Genomic DNA, 16,673 nt, shown 5'->3' with positions numbered 1-16,673 from the left:
CAAAGGCCAGAAAGGTGCATTACTGGTAAAAAAGCTCAACTTTTTTACCTTCCTGAGGTCATACAATCGCCTTGCAGGTTTCCAAGTCCTGCAAGGTCTATTATCATCGGCAACCTATGCCCTTAAGGAATGTAATCACTATGCGCTGTAAAACGCTGACTGTCGTCGCCGCGGTGGTTGTTATGCTGACTGCCGGTTGTTCCACACTGGAAAAGGTGGTCTATCGGCCGGACATCAATCAGGGAAACTATCTGGCACCGGCTGACGTTGCGAAAATTCACACCGGCATGACCAAACAACAGGTCGCTTATACGCTGGGTACGCCTATGATGCAGGATCCGTTTGGCAGCGATACCTGGTTTTATGTCTTCCGCCAACAGCCTGGCCATGAGTCGGTAAAACAGCAGACGCTGACGCTGACCTTCAGCGGCAGTGGCGTGTTAACCAATATCAACAACAAGCCTGCGCTGAATTAATGCTTTTAATGCCGCTCGGCTGAATCAGGATTAACGATCCCGGCAACCAGAAGCAGCACGTTAAGACGACCCCAAAAATGGGCAGAGTCCTTGAAGAAAGCTAACACACACGCGGCTTGATGTATGGCGGGTATAACAGCAGGCAAATCTGAACACTTCAGGTTTGCCTGTGTTTTTTGTAAAGGCATTAAGGTAAGAACGTTAAGGAAAACGTCATATGCCGTTTAGCGATATGATTCAGGATTTGCTCTTAGAACGCTCTGCACGCTGACGGCGTAACTCTTTCGGATCGGCAATCAGCGGGCGATAAATTTCCACGCGGTCACCATCCTGTACCACATCGGCCAGCTTCGCCGCACGGCTGTAGATACCGACTTTATTCACCTGTAAATCGATGTCATGACGCAGCTCCAGCAGACCCGATGCCATAATCGCCTGCTCAACCGTGCTGCCCTCTTCCAGCTTCACCGTGCGCAGATACTGGCGTTCCGGCAGCGCGTAGACCACATCAACCTGCATTGCGGACACTGTAGACCTCTTTGGCTCGCTGCGTGAAAGCCTGCACCATATTTCCGGCCAGCTCCTTGAATACTTTGCCAAAAGCGAGTTCAATCAAGGCATTGGTGAATTCAAATTCCAGATGCAGCTCGACTTTACAAGCATCAGCGCTCAGCGGTGTAAAACGCCAGTCGCCACCCAACTGACGGAACGGGCCATCAACCAACTGCATATTGATATTCTGGTTATGCGTCAGCGTATTGCGGGTGGTAAAGGTCTTGCTGATACCAGCTTTGGAAACATCGACTGCGGCGGTCATCTCCCCTTCTGAGGAGGAAAGCACGCGGCTCCCCGTACAGCCCGGTAAAAACGCGGGGTATGAAGCGACATCATTCACCAGCTTGTACATCTGTTCAGCACTGAACGGCACCAGTGCGGAACGACTTATCTTTGGCATACTCTTTTCCGTGATTCATAAAACGCGCAAAATAATAGCATTGATAGCCCGACAGACAAAAATTCTGCGAAGCTTATCGCACGATATCATTAACCACGACACGGACGCACGGCGGGGATTTCATTCCCCATGACATCCAGTATAATGACGGCACTATGACAAAGAAAAAAGCATACAAACCCGGTTCCGCCACCATTGCGCAGAACAAGCGCGCCCGTCACGAATACTTCATTGAGGAAGAATTTGAGGCAGGCCTTGCGCTGCAAGGATGGGAAGTCAAATCACTGCGCGCAGGCAAAGCAAACCTCAGCGACAGCTATGTCACCTTCATGAACGGTGAAGCTTACCTGTTTGGCGCCACGATCACGCCGCTGAACGTGGCTTCATCACACGTTGTGTGCGATCCCACACGCACGCGCAAACTCCTGCTCAACAAACGCGAGCTGGATTCGCTGTTTGGCCGCGTCAGTCGCGATGGCTATACGGTCGTTGCGCTGTCCATGTATTGGAAAAATGCCTGGAGCAAAGTCAAAATCGGCGTGGCGAAAGGTAAAAAAGATCACGACAAGCGTGATGACATCAAAGAACGTGAATGGAAGTTAGACAAAGCCCGTATCATGAAGAACGCCAATCGCTAAGCCACTGGCTTAACAACGGTAAGTTCTGGTATACTGGTGACAGTTTCTTGGGGGCTGATTCTGGATTCGACGGGATTTGCAAAGCCCAAGGTGCATGCCGAGGGGCGGTTTGCCTCGTAAAAAGCCGCAAAAAAATAGTCGCAAACGACGAAAACTACGCTTTAGCAGCTTAATAACCTGCTCTGAGCCCTCTCTCCCTAGCCTCCGCTCTTAGGACGGGGATCAAGAGAGGTCAAACCCAAAAGAGATCGTGTGGATGCCTTGCCTGGGGTTGAAGCACTAAATCTAATCAGGCTAGTTTGTTAGTGGCGTGTCTATTCGCAGCTGGCAAGCGAATGTAAAGATAGACTAAGCATGTAGTACCGACGGTAGAGTGGTTCCGGACGGGGGTTCAAATCCCCCCAGCTCCACCACATTATGATCCGGATACGTCCGGTGAAATCCAGAAAGCCCGCACGGCACAAGCCCTGCGGGCTTTTTTGTGTCCGTTATTGTCCGACGATATTCGCCTGAATCCAGAGATTATTGGTATACGAATTGGTATACGGTAGGATATATACCAAAAGGCGTATACCAATTGCATGTGTATACCAATGACAAAGGATTCCCTCATGGCACGGACAACCCGCCCCCTCACCCACACTGAAGTACAAAAGGCCAAAGCGACAGACAAAGATCTGACTTTGCATGACGGCAACGGGTTATTTCTCTTAGTCAAAACTACCGGGAAAAAGCTATGGCGGTTCCGTTACCAGAAACCAACAACCGGCCAACGCACCATGATTGGGTTTGGCGCTTACCCGGCGTTGTCGTTAGCTGACGCTCGCGCAATGAGAGACGAGAAACTCTCTTTGTTAGCCAACGGTATCGATCCACAGGAAAAAGTGGCTAAAGAAGAGGAAGAAGCGCAAATCGCGGTGGAAAGCATCTTTATTAACGTGGCGCGTAGCTGGTTCACCTTGAAACAGACGAATGTCAGCGCCGATCACGCTAAAGACATTTGGCGTTCATTGGAAAAAGACGTGCTCCCAGCAATTGAGAATATCCCGGTACAGGAAATCAAAGCCCGCACGTTGATACAGGCGCTAGAACCGATTAAAGCCCGTGGCGCACTAGAAACCGTCAGACGCTTGGTACAGCGCATTAACGAAATCATGGTTTACGCGGTCAATACGGGGCTGATTGACGCTAACCCCGCTTCTGGCATTGGTATGGCCTTTGAGCGCCCTAAAAAGCAGCATATGCCAACTATCCGGCCAGAAGAACTCCCCAAGCTGATGCGCACCATTGCTATGTCTAACCTGTCAATTCCGACCCGTTGCTTATTAGAATGGCAGTTATTGACGCTGATTCGCCCGGCAGAAGCCTCCGCCACCGCATGGGCAGAGATCGATATAGAGAAAAGAACGTGGAGCATTCCGGCTGAACGAATGAAAGCCAAGCGCGATCATATCGTGCCGCTCTCCGATCAGGCACTGGAACTGCTCGACATCATGCGCCCTATCAGCGGCAACCGCGAACACGTATTTCCCAGCCGTAACGATCCTAAAAAACCCATGAACAGTCAGACCGCAAACGCCGCATTAAAACGCATCGGCTACGGTGGCAAACTGGTCGCGCATGGTTTACGCTCGATAGCCAGTACCGCCATGAATGAGGCGGGTTTTAATCCTGATGTTATTGAAGCGGCGTTAGCACATTGCGATAAGAATGAAGTTCGACGAGCTTATAACCGTTCTACCTATCTTGAACAGCGGAAAGAGTTGATGGATTGGTGGGGAAACTTTGTATATATAAGAAATAAGGGATGATGATGGAATTCAAACTTTATGATGAAACACCTTCTCAACAAGATCTTTTTGATGGACAGAACCATTCAAATTTAGCTGACAAAATATCATCTATTTTGTTAATGAAAGATATCAATACAATTGGTCTTGATGGTTGTCTAGGTTCAGGTAAATCCACCGTATTAACTCTTATAAAGAAAAAATTAAAAGAAAACACTAAAATTACATTCATCGATTTCGACGTAGAGCTCTATCATCATGGCTCTACTAAAAAAGCCTTAATAAATGTTCTCTATGACGGAATGAAACCAAAAGTTAAAGATTATATTCTTAAGGCATTTGTTGACTATAAAAACTTTGCGTTAGGTAATAAATTCTCATATGAAAAACATCAGAAAAGTTCCATGAGCGCCTGGACTTTTTCGTTTATTTTTACTAGCCTACTTTCTCTTCAAAGCTTCAGATTTTTCCTCCTAGATCTTTCTAAGCTTTTCAATAACGAATCTTATAGTAAAATCACATTATTTGTTGAATCATTGCTGCTTGTATCTCCATTAGCCGTACTCTTACTTTTCTTTCTCTTTAGAGACAGAAATAATTCTATAAATTTCTCAGACATTATAAAAAAGAATAGCCTAGATACGATAACAGAGACTGTACTTATATCTAAAGAAGTTGGTGCTTTAGAACTTAAGAGCGCTTTGAATGGCTTTCTAAAGTGTGTTGATGATCATACTTTTATATTAATAATTGATAATCTTGATCGCGTTTCGAAAGAGAAAGTCAAGGAAATATGGAGCGACATTGAACTAATAACACACAACTCTAACTCTAAATTAAAAATAATAATCCCATATTCAGCAGAGCATCTATCCAAATCCCTTTCAGACAAAGACAATGACGGCAATGAAGGGATGGAGTTTCTCTCCAAAAGATTACCGGTGACTTTTAGAGTACCCCCGATAATATCAACTGGCTGGAGAAGCGCTTTCGATTATTTTTGGAAAGAAACCTTTTCCGATCATTACACCGATCAGTCTAAAGAAATATCTCAACTAATCGAAACTTGGCTACCCGCTAATTACAAGCAAGTTACGCCTCGACTTTTAAAAAGACTTATCAATGATATAAATATTAGTGTTTTCACAACACCTAAAATAGTTTCTCCAATAGCAGCATCTTTCTACATACTCGCTTGCAGATACAATACTAATCCATTCTCTTGGGCAACTTTAAATTATGAAAGTGATAATATTAACGATTTTCTAAAATTGCACAACATCTCTGAGGAATACTACAAAAAATACTCTTTAAGCTTCCCTCAATTACAAAGGTTGTATGAGAACAATAAAAATAGCTGGCTCGAGGATATTTTATGCTTACATTTTCAAACAAATGAAAACTTAGCTAAAAGTGAATTAATTTCTGAGCCATTATTAGTCGCTATAAATCAAGGAAATACTATTGATTTTTTCCGTTTGACTGATACCTTTGGGTTTGATTCGCTTTGGAAAGCGACATTAGACAAAACAGAACCAACTAAGTGGATCAAGATTCTCTCAGAAGCCGATGACAATCATCTTGGGATCAGTCAAAATATTATCAACGATGTTGTTAAAGCGTTAAACACAAAAGAACTTACTATTGAGAAAAATACTCTTGATTTAGACTTAATCCAGTCATTAGAAAAATTGAATAAAAGGAATATCAATTTTAGAGGGGTATATTTCACAAACATTCGGCAATATATAATAGATGCTATAGCATTTTATAATGAATCTTATTTAAATAACAAGACAAGCGAAATTGAATTAGATAAATGTGAAGCTATTATAAAAATTGCAAACAGTTTTTGCATCCTAGATGAAGATAAATTAGTATCTAATTACCTTAACGACCTTGAAAATTTATCAGGTGATTTTTTCGCTAACATTCTTTATGAACACATAGAAGATTATACTAATTTAAAAATTAATACATTAGAACTAAATGACAATGAATTGATAAATTCACTTAATTGCTTAACCTCTAAAAATCCTAACTTCGACATATTCGATGAATTCTTTATTTCGAGGTTAAGAGTTGATATGGCACCATTAGCGACACAAATAAACACAAAGGCATTTCTAGAGGCAGAAGCAATTGCAACATCTTTGGAAAAAGATGAAAAAGATATGAGTTTAAGAGATGCAAACCTATTAGTGCTATCAAACGCATACCATAAAAAAAACCTTTCCAATCTAATTATTTCTTTAGACACACTTAGAGAGGAGCATATCGTAAACTTTTTATGCTTACTCATTTTGAACTCTATCGAATCAAAAACCTACGACATTAGTAATATCATTACTAATAACTCAATTGATGAAAGTATATTCGAGTCACCTAAGTTCCAAAAAACTCTTAGTGATTACTTATTATTTAGTACTTCTTTCGAGAACATCATTCAATCTCTCAATGACACAGAAATAACCAATTACGTTGCAGAGTCCATTAAATCAATTATAATAAATCGTAAAGTAGCAAGGCTAAGCATCAATAGTTTTATAAACAAAGACTACTCAATCTTAGTTTCTTGTTACAAATTTGATACCACATTATCTTTCTTCAGCGGATGGGATCATTCGTTCGCTAAAGCAATAAAAGACAAACAAAAAAACAGCATCGATAGCATGGATATATTATTCATTGATGATTTATTAGAATCTAAAGCACTTCCACTATCGCATAAGGAATTGATAGATGCAGCGAAAGATAAGCTTTCCGGAACCAAGGATATTCAATCATTATTTATTAAAATTGAAAGCAACCTTAAAATCGTCATAGAATATTGTTCTAAGAACTCGATAAATCTATTGAAAAATGGCAGTGAGGTATTTACATGGTGGTTTACTGAGACCCCATACAATGAAATGCTTAAAGACATTAATTCTCGCCTGATATTTGATATACTTTCAGAAAGAGAAAAAAAATCGACATTGGATAACTTAACCGATCTAATTTACCAAAGAGATTTTGATATCAAAAAACAAATTTTGTTGATTGAAAAGTTTGGCGATATTATTTCTTTACAGGATACAGATAAAAAATTAGTCAACAGAACAATCATCCGGCTATTTCCATATGCGATAGAGTCTATTAGCCTTTCTGGTTGGCTTGATAAACAGAATTTCAACTTTACTCGTTGGAAATCTGATGACAAGGAAACCGTCCAGTCCATAATTTTATCTAATCCAGATAAATTCCCTCAAAATGCAGCAAAACTAAAAAAGCCAAAGAAAATGAAAAAGAATGAATTAATCTCATAAGCGTGCAATGCTATCCCCGCCACGCCTGCCCGCTTTATGTAGCGCTTTTCATGCAGTTGCATGGAAGCGTTCAGGCCGCGCCAGTACTGGCGCTATAGGGCAGATTCGGGGGTAAGTATTGCATGCAATTCCATGCACCGTATGCATGCACGGTCAAAAAATAGCTAGCCAGAGAAAAAAGTACGCAAAAAAGCCCGCGTAATGGCGGGCGACTTCCTGAGACTGACGGTAATGAAATTATAATCTGGCTAATTAATTCCGCAGTGCTGAGGCCGGATAATCCTTATATTTTTTCTGCATGGCCGGGGATAACGGAATATCCGGCACTGACAAATCTCGTCTATTCGACGGTTGAATAATTTCCTCTATCGATTCCAATGTTCGGAAAGTTGCTGAGCATTCAATATTGCGGCACTGGTGATAACGCTGCTTGACGTTCTCCGATAACGATCGGCTCGTGCGTGCATGGGCTGCGTGGCCACAGAACGGGCAGTGCATCATACTTTCTGGCTCCGAACTTTTAACGCTTCCTCTTTTTCTTTTAATTCACGGAAAAATTTCATTCTTTGTGCCGGGCTTGCCACAGGCTCAAAATAGGAATGCGGCAATGAAGGAGAATTCAGTCCCAACGATGACAACACCAGCTCGTTACTCATATCAAAGCGGTAGTTATCCGTTTTCACTCTGAGATTTTCAGTAACCAAATCCATTACGACTTTTTCGGGTTTCTGATAGGCGATCCCTTGTTTATATTCAGAGGTGGTGATATCCAGCATATGCCGTTTTAACTTAATCGCCCGGATCAGATTTGTACTGATGTTATTTAACGCCTGATTAAATTCCCATTCAGCATAGTCTCGAAGGGCGCTGGCGTGAGCATCGCAACAATCTTTTGCTGAGGCGTAGCACTTCGCTTTCTGTCTAAGCTGCTCTATTTCCAATTGTGCCAGTAGCCCATCATATTCTTGTGCCAGTTCACGTTGTGCTAGCCGTTGTAACTGCTGATTTTTCAGTTCTTCCGTCATTTCGCCACGAGCGGCAAGAAAACGCGCTCGCCAGTCGGTGTCAGAAAGCTGATTTTCCGCTTCCGTATTGGCTTTCTGCTCTTTGGCACGCTCAATCGCGGTATTGATGTTGTCCAGTTCACTAGCGTTGGCAAAGTGTTCCGCTCGTTTCTTCTGGTATTCATCCGCCGTTTTTTTCACATAATCCACTACTGCTGGCTTATCAGTTTGTTCTATTTTCTGGCTCATGGTCATTTTTCTGTATGGGGTGAGTGTCTGGTGGCTATTGTGCAATTCACCACACAACTCCCGCTATCTGAGCCGGTTGTGCCACTTCCCACACAAAACAATCTCTACCGCAGGCCGTTTCCCCCAATTGATGACTAACTCTTTTATAAAACTATTCACTACTCTTCACCTGAGAAAAAAGAATAGATAAATCAATAAATAAAGGGGTGAAGAGTTGATAAGGAACTCTTCACCGAGTGTTCATACCGTTCACTCGGTTTTTTGAGCCTTTTTTCTGGCGAGCCGTTTTTTCCATGTTTTTTGCTATCAATATCGTAAGGATTAATAGGGATGGGCAATGTACTTTTCTTCAACTCAGCAATATTCAGTAACTACCGATAACTATCAGAATTAACATAACTTTCCGCCTTTACTTTGTTCATTCATCACACAACAGCCCCTTGTTGCGGCCTCCAAAAATATTCACATAATAGCGAGCTACCAGAGAAATCCAGCGCCATCCGGCCAGAGCCGGGCGGACATTAACGAGGTAGCGCCACATGTTGTCAGCCACACCCCCAACGCCTATTCCTGCTATGCCCCCGATGTCACAGCATCCGGTCAGAGAGCGCTTAATGCGTTTACCGGAAGTGCTGCACGTCACCGGCATTTCTCGCTCAACGCTGTATGAACTGAGCGGCCGCAAGGCCTTTCCCGCCCGAGTCCCACTGGGTGGGAAGAACGTCGCGTGGGTTGAGTCCGAAATTCATCACTGGGTGGCCGAACGTATCGCCGCCCGTAAACAGGAGAACCACGCATGATCACCTTAACTATCGCCGGGCAGTCGGTCACACTCGATGAACGGGAAGCCCTCAGCCTGTGCGACCAATTGCTGCCCGCCATTCGTAACCCGGCCACCATTGCCGCCCGTGAACAGCGTTTCGGCGCGTTGCTGCTGAGCATTGCCCCAACGCCCGCCGCTTCTGATTCTCCCCGGCGTTACTGCGCATCCCGTGCCGGTGATGCGCTGACCAACTGCTGAGGCTGTCCATGACTGCGCAATTTATCCGTTTCCCCGGCTTGCCTGCCGGGGCTTTTTGGCGTTATAGTTTCGTCGCTGCCGCAAAATCGGTAGCCGGGATTGGCGTCCTGAACAACTCAACGGCGACACCAGACGCGCCATGCGTCTTTTTTTACGTCGCAGCCTTAGCACACCTGCATAATGTGCGGCAGCTTTTTAGCCGTTATTGCATCCAAACAATGGTGGCTCAGGCGGGGCAGCCTTCGGGCTGGCCGGTGTTCGTTGAGGCCGGTTACGCCAACCCCGTCTGGGCTACCACCCTTGAAATTGGCGTTTCTGGTGGTAGCTATCTTAGCTACTCAACGGAGACTGCCACATGGCTACGACCCCCACCCAGTCACACCCGCAATTTACCTTTCTGTTTCTGGCCGTGCGCCGCGCTGAATTACGCGCCTTGCCGCACCGTGAAGCCGTTATCGCCCCGGATGAAATCAGCGCCCGCCGTCTGCTGGCGCGTGACTATGTGCTGTCGTTCGCTGGCCGTCTGCCGCTGCGGAGTACACGCCATGTTTGATGATACGCCCCTGACCCCGGAAGAGCTGACCGACCAGTGCCGCGCCTTAACCCATGCCGTGATTGAGCTGGATAACCCGATGGCAAAAGAGGTGCTGTTGTTTGTACTGGCCGAACGGCTGGAAGTGCTCTCGGCCACGCTGGATACACCCGACGCGCTCGGCGACCTGAGCGACGTTGACTACACCGACACCACACTGCATTAAGGGGCAATGCATGGCACACCTTACCGTGACACAGGCCGTGAAACGCGCCAGCGGCCACTGGCCGCAACTGCTCCCGGCAGTGGGTATTCGCATTGATGCCACCGGGCAGCATACCGCCTGCCCGATGTGCGAGGGCAAAGACCGTTTTCGCTTCGATAACAAAGAGGGGCGCGGCACATGGATTTGTAACCAGTGCGGCGCGGGTGACGGCCTCAATCTGGTGGAAAAAGCCCTGAACCTGACGCCGACAGAAGCCGCTGTGAAAGTGAGCGCGTGGCTGGGCGACCTGCCGGACAGCCCGGCGATGTACTGGTGCCGCTGACCACACCAGAGGGTGAAGTGGTGAATCTCCAGCCTATCAACGCACAGGGTGACAAGCGCACGTTAAAAGGCGGACAGGTCAAAGGTGCCTTTCACTGTTTCAGCGGCAAACAGGCCAGCGTTATCTGGCTGGCCGAGGGCTACGCTACCGGCTTAACGCTGCATCAGTTAACCGGTGATAGCGTGTATGTAGCGCTCAGCGCGAACAACCTGCCGTCCCTTGCCCGCGAGCTGAAAACCCGCCACCCGTCGGTCACGCTGCTGATAGCCGCTGACCGGGACGAGAACGGCACCGGCCAGACCAAAGCCGAACAGGCCGCCGTTGCCGTCAATGGCCGTGTCGCGTTGCCGCCGGTGTTTGGTGACTGGAATGATGTGTATCGTGCCGAGGGTGCCGACGCCACCCGACAGCATCTGCATGCCTTCACCTTGCCGGAAAAAGCCAGCCCGTTTAAGTCGCTGGGCGAAGCCGAATTCAAGGCCATGAGCGCCAGTGAGAAAGCGGAGAAGATACGCGAACACTACCGCGATACGCTGGCGATTGACGCGTTCGGGGAAACGTTCTTCCAGTACCAGAACGGCGCGTGGAAAGTCCTTCCCCATCGTCTGTTAAGCCGGGATATCGCCGCACTGTTTCAGAAGATACAGGCACCCTTTACCGCGTCCGGTATAGACAGTGTCATTAATACGCTGAAACTGATTGTTCCTATGCAGGCTGAACCCCAGCGCCGGTTAATCGGCTTTAGTAACGGCGTGTTTGATACCGCAAACGGGGAATTTAAACCCCATCGCCGGGAGCACTGGTTGCATACCGTGAATGACGTGGATTACACCCCGTTTAAGGCCGGGGAAAACCTTGCAGACAACGCGCCGCACTTCTGGCGCTGGCTGACCCGTGCCGCCGGGAACCACCCTGATAAACAGGAGCGTATTCTGGCCGCGTTGTTTATGGTGCTGGCGAACTGCTACGACTGGCAGCTGTTCCTTGAAGTCACCGGCCCCGGTGGCAGCGGCAAAAGTATTCTAGCGGAAATTGCCACCATGCTGGCCGGGGACGATAACGCCACGGCGGCGACCATCAACACCATTGAATCATCCCGTGAGCGCTCGTCGATTATTGGCTTCTCACTCATCGTACTGCCTGACCAAGAGAAATGGAGCGGTGACGGTGCAGGTATCAAGGCGATTACCGGCGGCGATGCGGTGATGGTTGACCCGAAATACCGTGACGCCTATTCCACCCGTATTCCGGCGGTGATTCTGGCCGTCAATAACTCGCCAATGCGCTTTAGTGACCGCAGCGGAGGCGTATCCCGTCGCCGGGTAATTATCCACTTCGGTGAAACTATCCCGGCCAGCGAACGCGACCCCAAGCTGAAAGAGAAAATCCGCGCAGAGCTGGCGGTAATAGTGCGTCACCTGATGAAACGCTTTGCTGACCCAAACGACGCCCGGACGCTGTTACAGGCACAGCAACACTCCGCTGAGGCACTGGAAATCAAGCGGCAGGCTGACCCGCTGGTTGATTTTTGCGGCTACCTGCTGGCGCACAGCGACACCACCGGGCTGTATATGGGCAACGCCAACATCACACCGCGTAACCCGCGTAAGTACCTGTACCACGCCTATCTATCCTTTATGGAATCGCACGGCCACCAGAAGCCGATCAGCCTGACGGCCTTTGGTAAGGTGCTGCCGAACATGATGTCGGAATACGGGCAAAGTTACCTTAAGGGCAGAACCAAGCAGGGCATACAGACCAATCTTGAGCTGAAAGACGAATCAGACGCAGACTGGCTGCCCAAATGTGAATCGGCTAGGTAGGCACCAGAAGCGACGAAACCGGCTCCGGCCGGTTTTTTTTACGCCCAGATACTTCAATATTAGGTGCCTCTAATCGTATAACCATTTCCCTGCTTTAGCTGACTCAATAATCATCCCGACCGTGAGCGGTTTTAACGCTTTTGATAGTGGTTTCTTTTGCCAGATGGGATACTCATATTCAAAATAATTTCTTCCATCAAAGTTTGAGTGCTCAATATTAAAATGTCCGAATATATCAAGAAGGAAATCATGAGCATCCTCCGGCAGAAACTGGTAATCATCCTGTAATGTCCAATCTTTAGTGACTTGTCTAATACCGGATTTAAACCAATGCTTCCTAATCGGGTAACGTTGCATTAGGTATTGAATAACCTCATTTTCGATATCTCGTTGGTTCATCAGAAATACGTCCATTCAATGCGGTCTTCTGGCCTAGCGATCAGGTTATATTGTCGACGGGTATCTCTTGCTACCAATTGCATTATAGCTATTAATTGGACATAACCTATCCATGGAATATAACGCCCAACAAAAGAGGCAATCTTATTCGTAGGAACCATCTTCAATGTCGCAAGATTCTTTCCCATAGGCGTGAGCGGTCTTAACCCATAAGGAAAACGTAAATCTCTGAGCAATGCTCGTGATACTCTGGAAGCCACACTGGTTCCGGGCGTCGCAGTGGCGGCGGATAGTTTTCCTGATACCTTTAGATAAGGTTGCCCTGAGAGGATCAGCGCCGCCGCTGTAATCTCTAAACCGGTGCGAGAAGAAAAATTTTCAAGAAAGATCAGGTTAAATAACTCACCAGCAGTTAAATTTCCATGCCCATGATAATAATATGTATTATTGAGTTCCTCAGTAGTATCCATTAAACTTCCCTGTTTTTAATGTATTTTCAATATTATTTTATTTGGTGTCACATTTATACCGTGATGTTGCTGCTTCTTTGATTAAGTGCTAAATTTAGTATCAAATATCATACTTAAAAGGGGTTGATTATGTCCGTACAACCTATCCTTGCCAATGCTGTCGTGAGCATCAGCGACTTTAAAAAATCGCCCAATGCCGCGCTGAAAGAAGCTAACGGCGAACCTGTAGCCGTGTTAACCAACGGGCGTATCTCTGGCTATTATTTTTCCCCGGAAACATGGGAAGCGCTGGCCGACTATCAGGAAGATATCGAACTTGCCAAAATTGCCCATTCCCGGATGAAGGGTAAACGTGTGAAGGTCGATCTGGATGAGTTATAAGCTGGAGTTTGAAGAGCACGCGCTGAAAGAATTTAAGAAGCTGAGCGCTCCGATGCGGGAGCAGTTCACCAAAAGTTGTAAGGTGATGAGTAACTCGTCACCTGTTCACCAACTCATCACCCATTAATTTATTGATTAGTAAAAATAAAAACCTCTAGTGAAGAGGGTGAACAGTTTTGTGCAAAATCTTTTTATTTTGCGGTAAGCACGCTCATCCTCAATGCAAATACTCAGACTATCTTTTGATATGTGTCTTTTATATACTACTTGTACGGCAATTTGCCGGAACAATATATATGAGGTGACTATGCCTACCACCGCAAGACTGGAAGCGCGCATCCCTTCGGAACTCCACGCCTTGATCAAACATGCCGCCGAGTTACAGGGTCGTACAATGACGGATTTTATTATCACAGCAACGCAGGAAGCCGCTAAGAGAGCCGTAGAGGAAACCGCAATCCTGAGACTGGCAATGGAAGACCAAAAGCAATTTGCTGACTCGCTACTGTCTGAATCACCGGTTTCCCCTGCATTACTAGGCGCAATGAAAAGGCGTAAAGCGCTGGGAAGATAAAATGAGCTTATTGACCTACACGCTACTTGCCAAAAACCATAACAAGAAAGACTTTAATTGCGGCGTTCCTGAACTAAATACCTACCTGCAAAAGTATGCTGGGCAGGACAGCCGGGAACGCTTTACTAAATGTTATGCTGCCGTTGATGAAAACAATAACGTAGCAGGCTTTTATACGTTATCTTCCAGTGCAATCGACATCAGCGGCCTTCCCGATACGATTACCAAGAAACTCCCGCGTTATCCTTCTGTACCTGCGGCGTTACTTGGTCGCCTTGCCGTTGATTCTCAATTTGCAGGAAAAGGCATAGGCGGTTCATTACTCGTTGATGCGATCCTCAATGTATCACGCTCGACGACAGGAATATGGGCTTTGCATGTCGATGCCAAAGATCAGGCTGCAAAGAACTTTTATCTGAAGTATGGATTTGTTGCCTTTCAACGTAAGCCTAATTCGCTCTATCTTCCTATCACAAATACCTTGTTAAAAGAATTAGCTTCATTTGAACTGGCCTGAATAGCATCCAGAGGAATTAAGTACACGTGAATGACACTAATAAGTGATATTCGCGTGTACTTATCAAAAGATTGTCATAGATTAAGGTGACAAAAAGGTGGGTTTCACAGGGTTAGAACGTGAGCAAAAAGCCCTATCACTTTTCAGCATTGGTATACGCTTAGGTATACCAACAAAGTCTTAATTCACACTTAAAACATAAAAATCATAATGTTACGATAGATATTCAGATTCCCCCCAGCCAATTTAGACTCCGGTTATTACCAGATAAGGCCGGAAACGTGAAAAAGCCGCTAACCGCAAGGTTCAGCGGTTTTTTTATGTCTGCAATTTGTCCACAACGTTCTTCATTACAGGGCACCCCGCTGCTGCGGAAATCACAGTTGCTATTCCTGAACAGCTTTGCAGAAACCTCCGCCACGGTATTGGCAGAGATCGATATCGAGAAAGGAACGTGGAGCATTCCGGCTGAACGAATGAAAGCCAAGCGCTTCCTCTTTCATGTTAAAGCGATAGGTCGCCATCCAACTTTCAAGTTTCAGAGTCACTTCCTGTGGCTCCGTGAAGTCATGTAAAATATCAACAAAACAAGCTGTTAATACAAGGTCATGGATAGATGTTCCGTCTTTATAAAAAAACGATAACCTATTTATTGTCTAAGGATTTTCTCGTTATCCTCCTCGTCTTATCCATCATGTTACCTATTTTCTGGTACATGCTTTGGGCCTCGAATTTGTCGCGTCGCACGATACTGATCGAGACACTTCCTGATTTCACTATCTACCTTACCTTTGGGGTCGTTCTGGGGCTTATCTTTGCCGGTCGGGCGCTCTACTCTCGATCGGCAAAGAAGAAACTAAAACACATGATCGAAATGTTCCTTGGCGGCTTTGTGTTGGGATTTCTTTCCATCGTGAATATTTTTGACGTGTACGTTTATCTGTTTCCTGATGACGAGATTCGTTACACGTCCGACTATAAGATTGTCTTTCCTGGCCCACCAAAAGGGAAAACGAGTCGTTGTGAAGCAGGTTTATGGATTAGAGATGCCCATACTAATCAGTTTAAACAACTATGCACCAACAGAGAAACGTTGTTTAAAAAAAGACGGCAAGGAATGGATGAGCTATGGATCACTGCGCGAATCAATAAACTCGGCACGTATATCGTTGATTACCGTTTTACCTACAAGTAAAGTTCGCCGTGACTCTCATCCATTCCACAGATTCGCTGACCCATTCAGTAACGGTGAAACGCTTAAGATGTCGGAAATCAGTTTAATTCAGTTTCCGGTATACCATCACCCTAGTCGGCCGAGGAAATGTTGCCAAGGGGATAAAAACAAGTAACTAAAGTCAATTGGGATAAGCGACCTCTCCTGAAATATAACGGATCGTAGATGGAAATCGCTTGCTGATAACAACAACCAAACACCTTAACCCAAGTCGGAAAATGCCAACAATACCCGTCACCGTTTTTTCAATTAGTACCTGCATTTGTGATCTCGTCACGTACCCAAACGATGACGATGTTGCGGTTCCTAATGCCATCTTGCAGGACGTTTTACGTTTATTAGATATCGATGTGGATCTATGCAAACTGTGCGATCACTATATTGATGATGTCGCCTGCGGTCAGGGAGATATTTGGATATTCCGTTCAACCTCTCTCTCTGACACTTATTTTATTATCGACTTTCATGTTGGGATGACGGAACAGTTGGATATTTCATCCTTCTATCTGCAATGTCCCCATCAATTTGTCATTGATAAAATCAGGCCATTGCTGCGAGATTTCTTTGACCAGTTGCAATACCAGGTCAGCTATCAGGAAAGCTGTGCGCTGACACGCGTGAGCGCAATGCTAAGCACTCCGTCAGGCCATACGTACCATGTGATAGAAGAAAACGGCTATGAGCAAAAGGTTATGTTTAAGAACTAATGTTTCAGATGGCATAACCGTGAATTCCCCACGGTTCGCGTCCCCGA

At 45.9% G+C, this 16,673-nt stretch carries 20 protein-coding genes, 1 other RNA gene and 3 pseudogenes; 18 read left to right on the top strand and 6 right to left on the bottom strand.

What is annotated here, in order from left to right:
- Positions 1-140 precede the first annotated feature (140 nt).
- The gene (gene bamE / locus KKH3_RS02745; protein WP_039355545.1) at positions 141-476 is read left to right on the top strand and encodes an outer membrane protein assembly factor BamE; all 336 of its coding nucleotides are present in this window, start codon (positions 141-143) and stop codon (positions 474-476) included.
- Positions 477-713: 237 nt separating this feature from the next.
- Here the strand turns inward: bamE and KKH3_RS02740 are convergent, their stop codons facing one another.
- Together KKH3_RS02740 and KKH3_RS02735 are read right to left on the bottom strand one after the other, a co-directional pair.
- On the bottom strand, positions 714-995 hold the full coding sequence (locus KKH3_RS02740; protein WP_412458865.1) for an RnfH family protein: 282 nt from the start codon (positions 993-995) through the stop codon (positions 714-716).
- Positions 985-1,431, bottom strand: a complete 447-nt coding sequence (locus tag KKH3_RS02735; RefSeq protein WP_039355540.1) for a type II toxin-antitoxin system RatA family toxin — start codon at positions 1,429-1,431, stop codon at positions 985-987. Before KKH3_RS02735 ends, KKH3_RS02740 begins: the two co-directional genes overlap by 11 nt.
- 155 nt (positions 1,432-1,586) lie before the next feature.
- Here KKH3_RS02735 and smpB point away from each other — a divergent pair, with 155 nt between their 5' ends.
- The 4 genes from smpB (at position 1,587) to KKH3_RS02720 (ending at position 7,167) form a co-directional block, all read left to right on the top strand.
- A complete protein-coding gene (gene smpB / locus KKH3_RS02730) occupies positions 1,587-2,069 on the top strand; it encodes an SsrA-binding protein SmpB (protein ID WP_039281975.1) in 483 nt (160 codons plus the stop codon).
- A gap of 50 nt (positions 2,070-2,119) precedes the next feature.
- Positions 2,120-2,482: a transfer-messenger RNA gene (gene ssrA, locus KKH3_RS21480) on the top strand.
- Between the two features lie 198 nt (positions 2,483-2,680).
- Positions 2,681-3,880 carry an integrase domain-containing protein gene (locus KKH3_RS02725; RefSeq protein WP_039355538.1) on the top strand — a complete coding sequence of 400 codons (1,200 nt, stop codon included), beginning with the start codon at positions 2,681-2,683 and terminating at the stop codon, positions 3,878-3,880.
- A 2-nt stretch (positions 3,881-3,882) separates the two neighbouring features.
- On the top strand, positions 3,883-7,167 hold the full coding sequence (locus tag KKH3_RS02720) for a P-loop NTPase fold protein (RefSeq protein WP_039355537.1): 3,285 nt from the start codon (positions 3,883-3,885) through the stop codon (positions 7,165-7,167).
- A 252-nt stretch (positions 7,168-7,419) separates the two neighbouring features.
- Here KKH3_RS02720 and KKH3_RS21470 read toward each other — a convergent pair whose 3' ends face one another.
- Both KKH3_RS21470 and KKH3_RS02715 read right to left on the bottom strand, forming a co-directional pair.
- Complete coding sequence (locus KKH3_RS21470) at positions 7,420-7,668, bottom strand: ogr/Delta-like zinc finger family protein (RefSeq protein ID WP_072034494.1); 249 nt, start codon at positions 7,666-7,668, stop codon at positions 7,420-7,422.
- On the bottom strand, positions 7,665-8,420 hold the full coding sequence (locus KKH3_RS02715) for a phage capsid size determination protein (protein ID WP_039355535.1): 756 nt from the start codon (positions 8,418-8,420) through the stop codon (positions 7,665-7,667). Before KKH3_RS02715 ends, KKH3_RS21470 begins: the two co-directional genes overlap by 4 nt.
- 539 nt (positions 8,421-8,959) lie before the next feature.
- Between KKH3_RS02715 and KKH3_RS02710 the strand changes: the two genes are divergently transcribed.
- The 6 genes and pseudogenes from KKH3_RS02710 to KKH3_RS02685 all read left to right on the top strand — a co-directional run bounded on the left by KKH3_RS02710 (position 8,960) and on the right by KKH3_RS02685 (position 12,344).
- Positions 8,960-9,220 carry a helix-turn-helix transcriptional regulator gene (locus KKH3_RS02710; RefSeq protein WP_039355534.1) on the top strand — a complete coding sequence of 87 codons (261 nt, stop codon included), beginning with the start codon at positions 8,960-8,962 and terminating at the stop codon, positions 9,218-9,220.
- Positions 9,217-9,441 carry a hypothetical protein gene (locus tag KKH3_RS02705; protein ID WP_005973635.1) on the top strand — a complete coding sequence of 75 codons (225 nt, stop codon included), beginning with the start codon at positions 9,217-9,219 and terminating at the stop codon, positions 9,439-9,441. Before KKH3_RS02710 ends, KKH3_RS02705 begins: the two co-directional genes overlap by 4 nt.
- An 8-nt stretch (positions 9,442-9,449) precedes the next feature.
- Positions 9,450-9,752: pseudogene (locus KKH3_RS21465) on the top strand (ash family protein); the annotation flags it as partial.
- A gap of 44 nt (positions 9,753-9,796) precedes the next feature.
- Positions 9,797-9,994: a host cell division inhibitor Icd-like protein gene (locus KKH3_RS22175; protein WP_039362050.1), complete on the top strand. Its 198-nt coding sequence runs from the start codon at positions 9,797-9,799 to the stop codon at positions 9,992-9,994.
- Positions 9,942-10,199, top strand: coding sequence for a hypothetical protein (locus KKH3_RS02690; RefSeq protein WP_240560609.1), 258 nt, complete (start codon positions 9,942-9,944; stop codon positions 10,197-10,199). Before KKH3_RS22175 ends, KKH3_RS02690 begins: the two co-directional genes overlap by 53 nt.
- A gap of 10 nt (positions 10,200-10,209) precedes the next feature.
- Positions 10,210-12,344 (top strand): annotated as a pseudogene (locus KKH3_RS02685) (phage/plasmid primase, P4 family).
- A gap of 69 nt (positions 12,345-12,413) precedes the next feature.
- On the opposite strand, the gene KKH3_RS02680 reads toward KKH3_RS02685, so the two are convergent.
- Together KKH3_RS02680 and KKH3_RS02675 are read right to left on the bottom strand one after the other, a co-directional pair.
- Entirely contained in the window at positions 12,414-12,743 is a 330-nt protein-coding gene (locus KKH3_RS02680; RefSeq protein WP_234991477.1) for a DUF1493 family protein, read from the bottom strand.
- Complete coding sequence (locus KKH3_RS02675; protein ID WP_039282012.1) at positions 12,743-13,213, bottom strand: STM2901 family protein; 471 nt, start codon at positions 13,211-13,213, stop codon at positions 12,743-12,745. The genes KKH3_RS02680 and KKH3_RS02675 overlap by 1 nt, the downstream gene beginning before the upstream one ends.
- Before the next feature lie 129 nt (positions 13,214-13,342).
- On the opposite strand from KKH3_RS02675, the gene KKH3_RS02670 reads away from it, so the two are divergent.
- From KKH3_RS02670 to KKH3_RS02640, 7 genes and pseudogenes are all read left to right on the top strand, one after another.
- A complete protein-coding gene (locus tag KKH3_RS02670; RefSeq protein ID WP_039355531.1) occupies positions 13,343-13,594 on the top strand; it encodes a type II toxin-antitoxin system Phd/YefM family antitoxin in 252 nt (83 codons plus the stop codon).
- Positions 13,584-13,667, top strand: a pseudogene (locus KKH3_RS22550) (type II toxin-antitoxin system RelE family toxin); the annotation flags it as partial. The gene KKH3_RS02670 and the pseudogene KKH3_RS22550, both read left to right, overlap by 11 nt.
- A 234-nt stretch (positions 13,668-13,901) precedes the next feature.
- Positions 13,902-14,168 (top strand): type II toxin-antitoxin system TacA family antitoxin, encoded by a 267-nt coding sequence (locus KKH3_RS02660; RefSeq protein WP_039355529.1) that lies wholly within the window; start codon positions 13,902-13,904, stop codon positions 14,166-14,168.
- Position 14,169: 1 nt separating this feature from the next.
- Positions 14,170-14,685: a GNAT family N-acetyltransferase gene (locus KKH3_RS02655; RefSeq protein ID WP_039355527.1), complete on the top strand. Its 516-nt coding sequence runs from the start codon at positions 14,170-14,172 to the stop codon at positions 14,683-14,685.
- 320 nt (positions 14,686-15,005) lie between these two features.
- The gene (locus KKH3_RS02650; RefSeq protein ID WP_039355526.1) at positions 15,006-15,260 is read left to right on the top strand and encodes a hypothetical protein; all 255 of its coding nucleotides are present in this window, start codon (positions 15,006-15,008) and stop codon (positions 15,258-15,260) included.
- A gap of 41 nt (positions 15,261-15,301) precedes the next feature.
- Positions 15,302-15,880 (top strand): hypothetical protein, encoded by a 579-nt coding sequence (locus KKH3_RS02645; RefSeq protein ID WP_039355524.1) that lies wholly within the window; start codon positions 15,302-15,304, stop codon positions 15,878-15,880.
- A gap of 215 nt (positions 15,881-16,095) precedes the next feature.
- Positions 16,096-16,626 (top strand): hypothetical protein, encoded by a 531-nt coding sequence (locus tag KKH3_RS02640; protein ID WP_139338602.1) that lies wholly within the window; start codon positions 16,096-16,098, stop codon positions 16,624-16,626.
- The last annotated feature ends 47 nt before the right edge of the window (positions 16,627-16,673 follow it).

Origin of the sequence: Pectobacterium actinidiae, assembly GCF_000803315.1 — a bacterium.
Classification (GTDB): domain Bacteria; phylum Pseudomonadota; class Gammaproteobacteria; order Enterobacterales; family Enterobacteriaceae; genus Pectobacterium; species Pectobacterium actinidiae.
This window is presented reverse-complemented; position numbering and strand designations above follow the sequence as displayed.

What these genes read in the sequence shown, in the direction of transcription:
- KKH3_RS02710 (WP_039355534.1), top strand. Translation starts at nt 8,960, where the DNA reads ATGTTGTCAGCCACACCCCCAACGCCTATTCCTGCTATGCCCCCGATG.
- KKH3_RS02645 (WP_039355524.1), top strand. Translation starts at nt 15,302, where the DNA reads ATGTTCCGTCTTTATAAAAAAACGATAACCTATTTATTGTCTAAGGAT.
- KKH3_RS02650 (WP_039355526.1), top strand. Translation starts at nt 15,006, where the DNA reads ATGTCTGCAATTTGTCCACAACGTTCTTCATTACAGGGCACCCCGCTG.
- KKH3_RS02720 (WP_039355537.1), top strand. Translation starts at nt 3,883, where the DNA reads ATGGAATTCAAACTTTATGATGAAACACCTTCTCAACAAGATCTTTTT.
- KKH3_RS02725 (WP_039355538.1), top strand. Translation starts at nt 2,681, where the DNA reads ATGGCACGGACAACCCGCCCCCTCACCCACACTGAAGTACAAAAGGCC.
- KKH3_RS02740 (WP_412458865.1), bottom strand. Translation starts at nt 995, where the DNA reads ATGCAGGTTGATGTGGTCTACGCGCTGCCGGAACGCCAGTATCTGCGC.
- KKH3_RS22175 (WP_039362050.1), top strand. Translation starts at nt 9,797, where the DNA reads ATGGCTACGACCCCCACCCAGTCACACCCGCAATTTACCTTTCTGTTT.
- KKH3_RS02670 (WP_039355531.1), top strand. Translation starts at nt 13,343, where the DNA reads ATGTCCGTACAACCTATCCTTGCCAATGCTGTCGTGAGCATCAGCGAC.
- bamE (WP_039355545.1), top strand. Translation starts at nt 141, where the DNA reads ATGCGCTGTAAAACGCTGACTGTCGTCGCCGCGGTGGTTGTTATGCTG.
- KKH3_RS02660 (WP_039355529.1), top strand. Translation starts at nt 13,902, where the DNA reads ATGCCTACCACCGCAAGACTGGAAGCGCGCATCCCTTCGGAACTCCAC.
- KKH3_RS02655 (WP_039355527.1), top strand. Translation starts at nt 14,170, where the DNA reads ATGAGCTTATTGACCTACACGCTACTTGCCAAAAACCATAACAAGAAA.
- KKH3_RS02705 (WP_005973635.1), top strand. Translation starts at nt 9,217, where the DNA reads ATGATCACCTTAACTATCGCCGGGCAGTCGGTCACACTCGATGAACGG.
- KKH3_RS02715 (WP_039355535.1), bottom strand. Translation starts at nt 8,420, where the DNA reads ATGAGCCAGAAAATAGAACAAACTGATAAGCCAGCAGTAGTGGATTAT.
- KKH3_RS02680 (WP_234991477.1), bottom strand. Translation starts at nt 12,743, where the DNA reads ATGAACCAACGAGATATCGAAAATGAGGTTATTCAATACCTAATGCAA.
- KKH3_RS02690 (WP_240560609.1), top strand. Translation starts at nt 9,942, where the DNA reads ATGTGCTGTCGTTCGCTGGCCGTCTGCCGCTGCGGAGTACACGCCATG.
- KKH3_RS02675 (WP_039282012.1), bottom strand. Translation starts at nt 13,213, where the DNA reads ATGGATACTACTGAGGAACTCAATAATACATATTATTATCATGGGCAT.
- KKH3_RS02735 (WP_039355540.1), bottom strand. Translation starts at nt 1,431, where the DNA reads ATGCCAAAGATAAGTCGTTCCGCACTGGTGCCGTTCAGTGCTGAACAG.
- smpB (WP_039281975.1), top strand. Translation starts at nt 1,587, where the DNA reads ATGACAAAGAAAAAAGCATACAAACCCGGTTCCGCCACCATTGCGCAG.
- KKH3_RS21470 (WP_072034494.1), bottom strand. Translation starts at nt 7,668, where the DNA reads ATGATGCACTGCCCGTTCTGTGGCCACGCAGCCCATGCACGCACGAGC.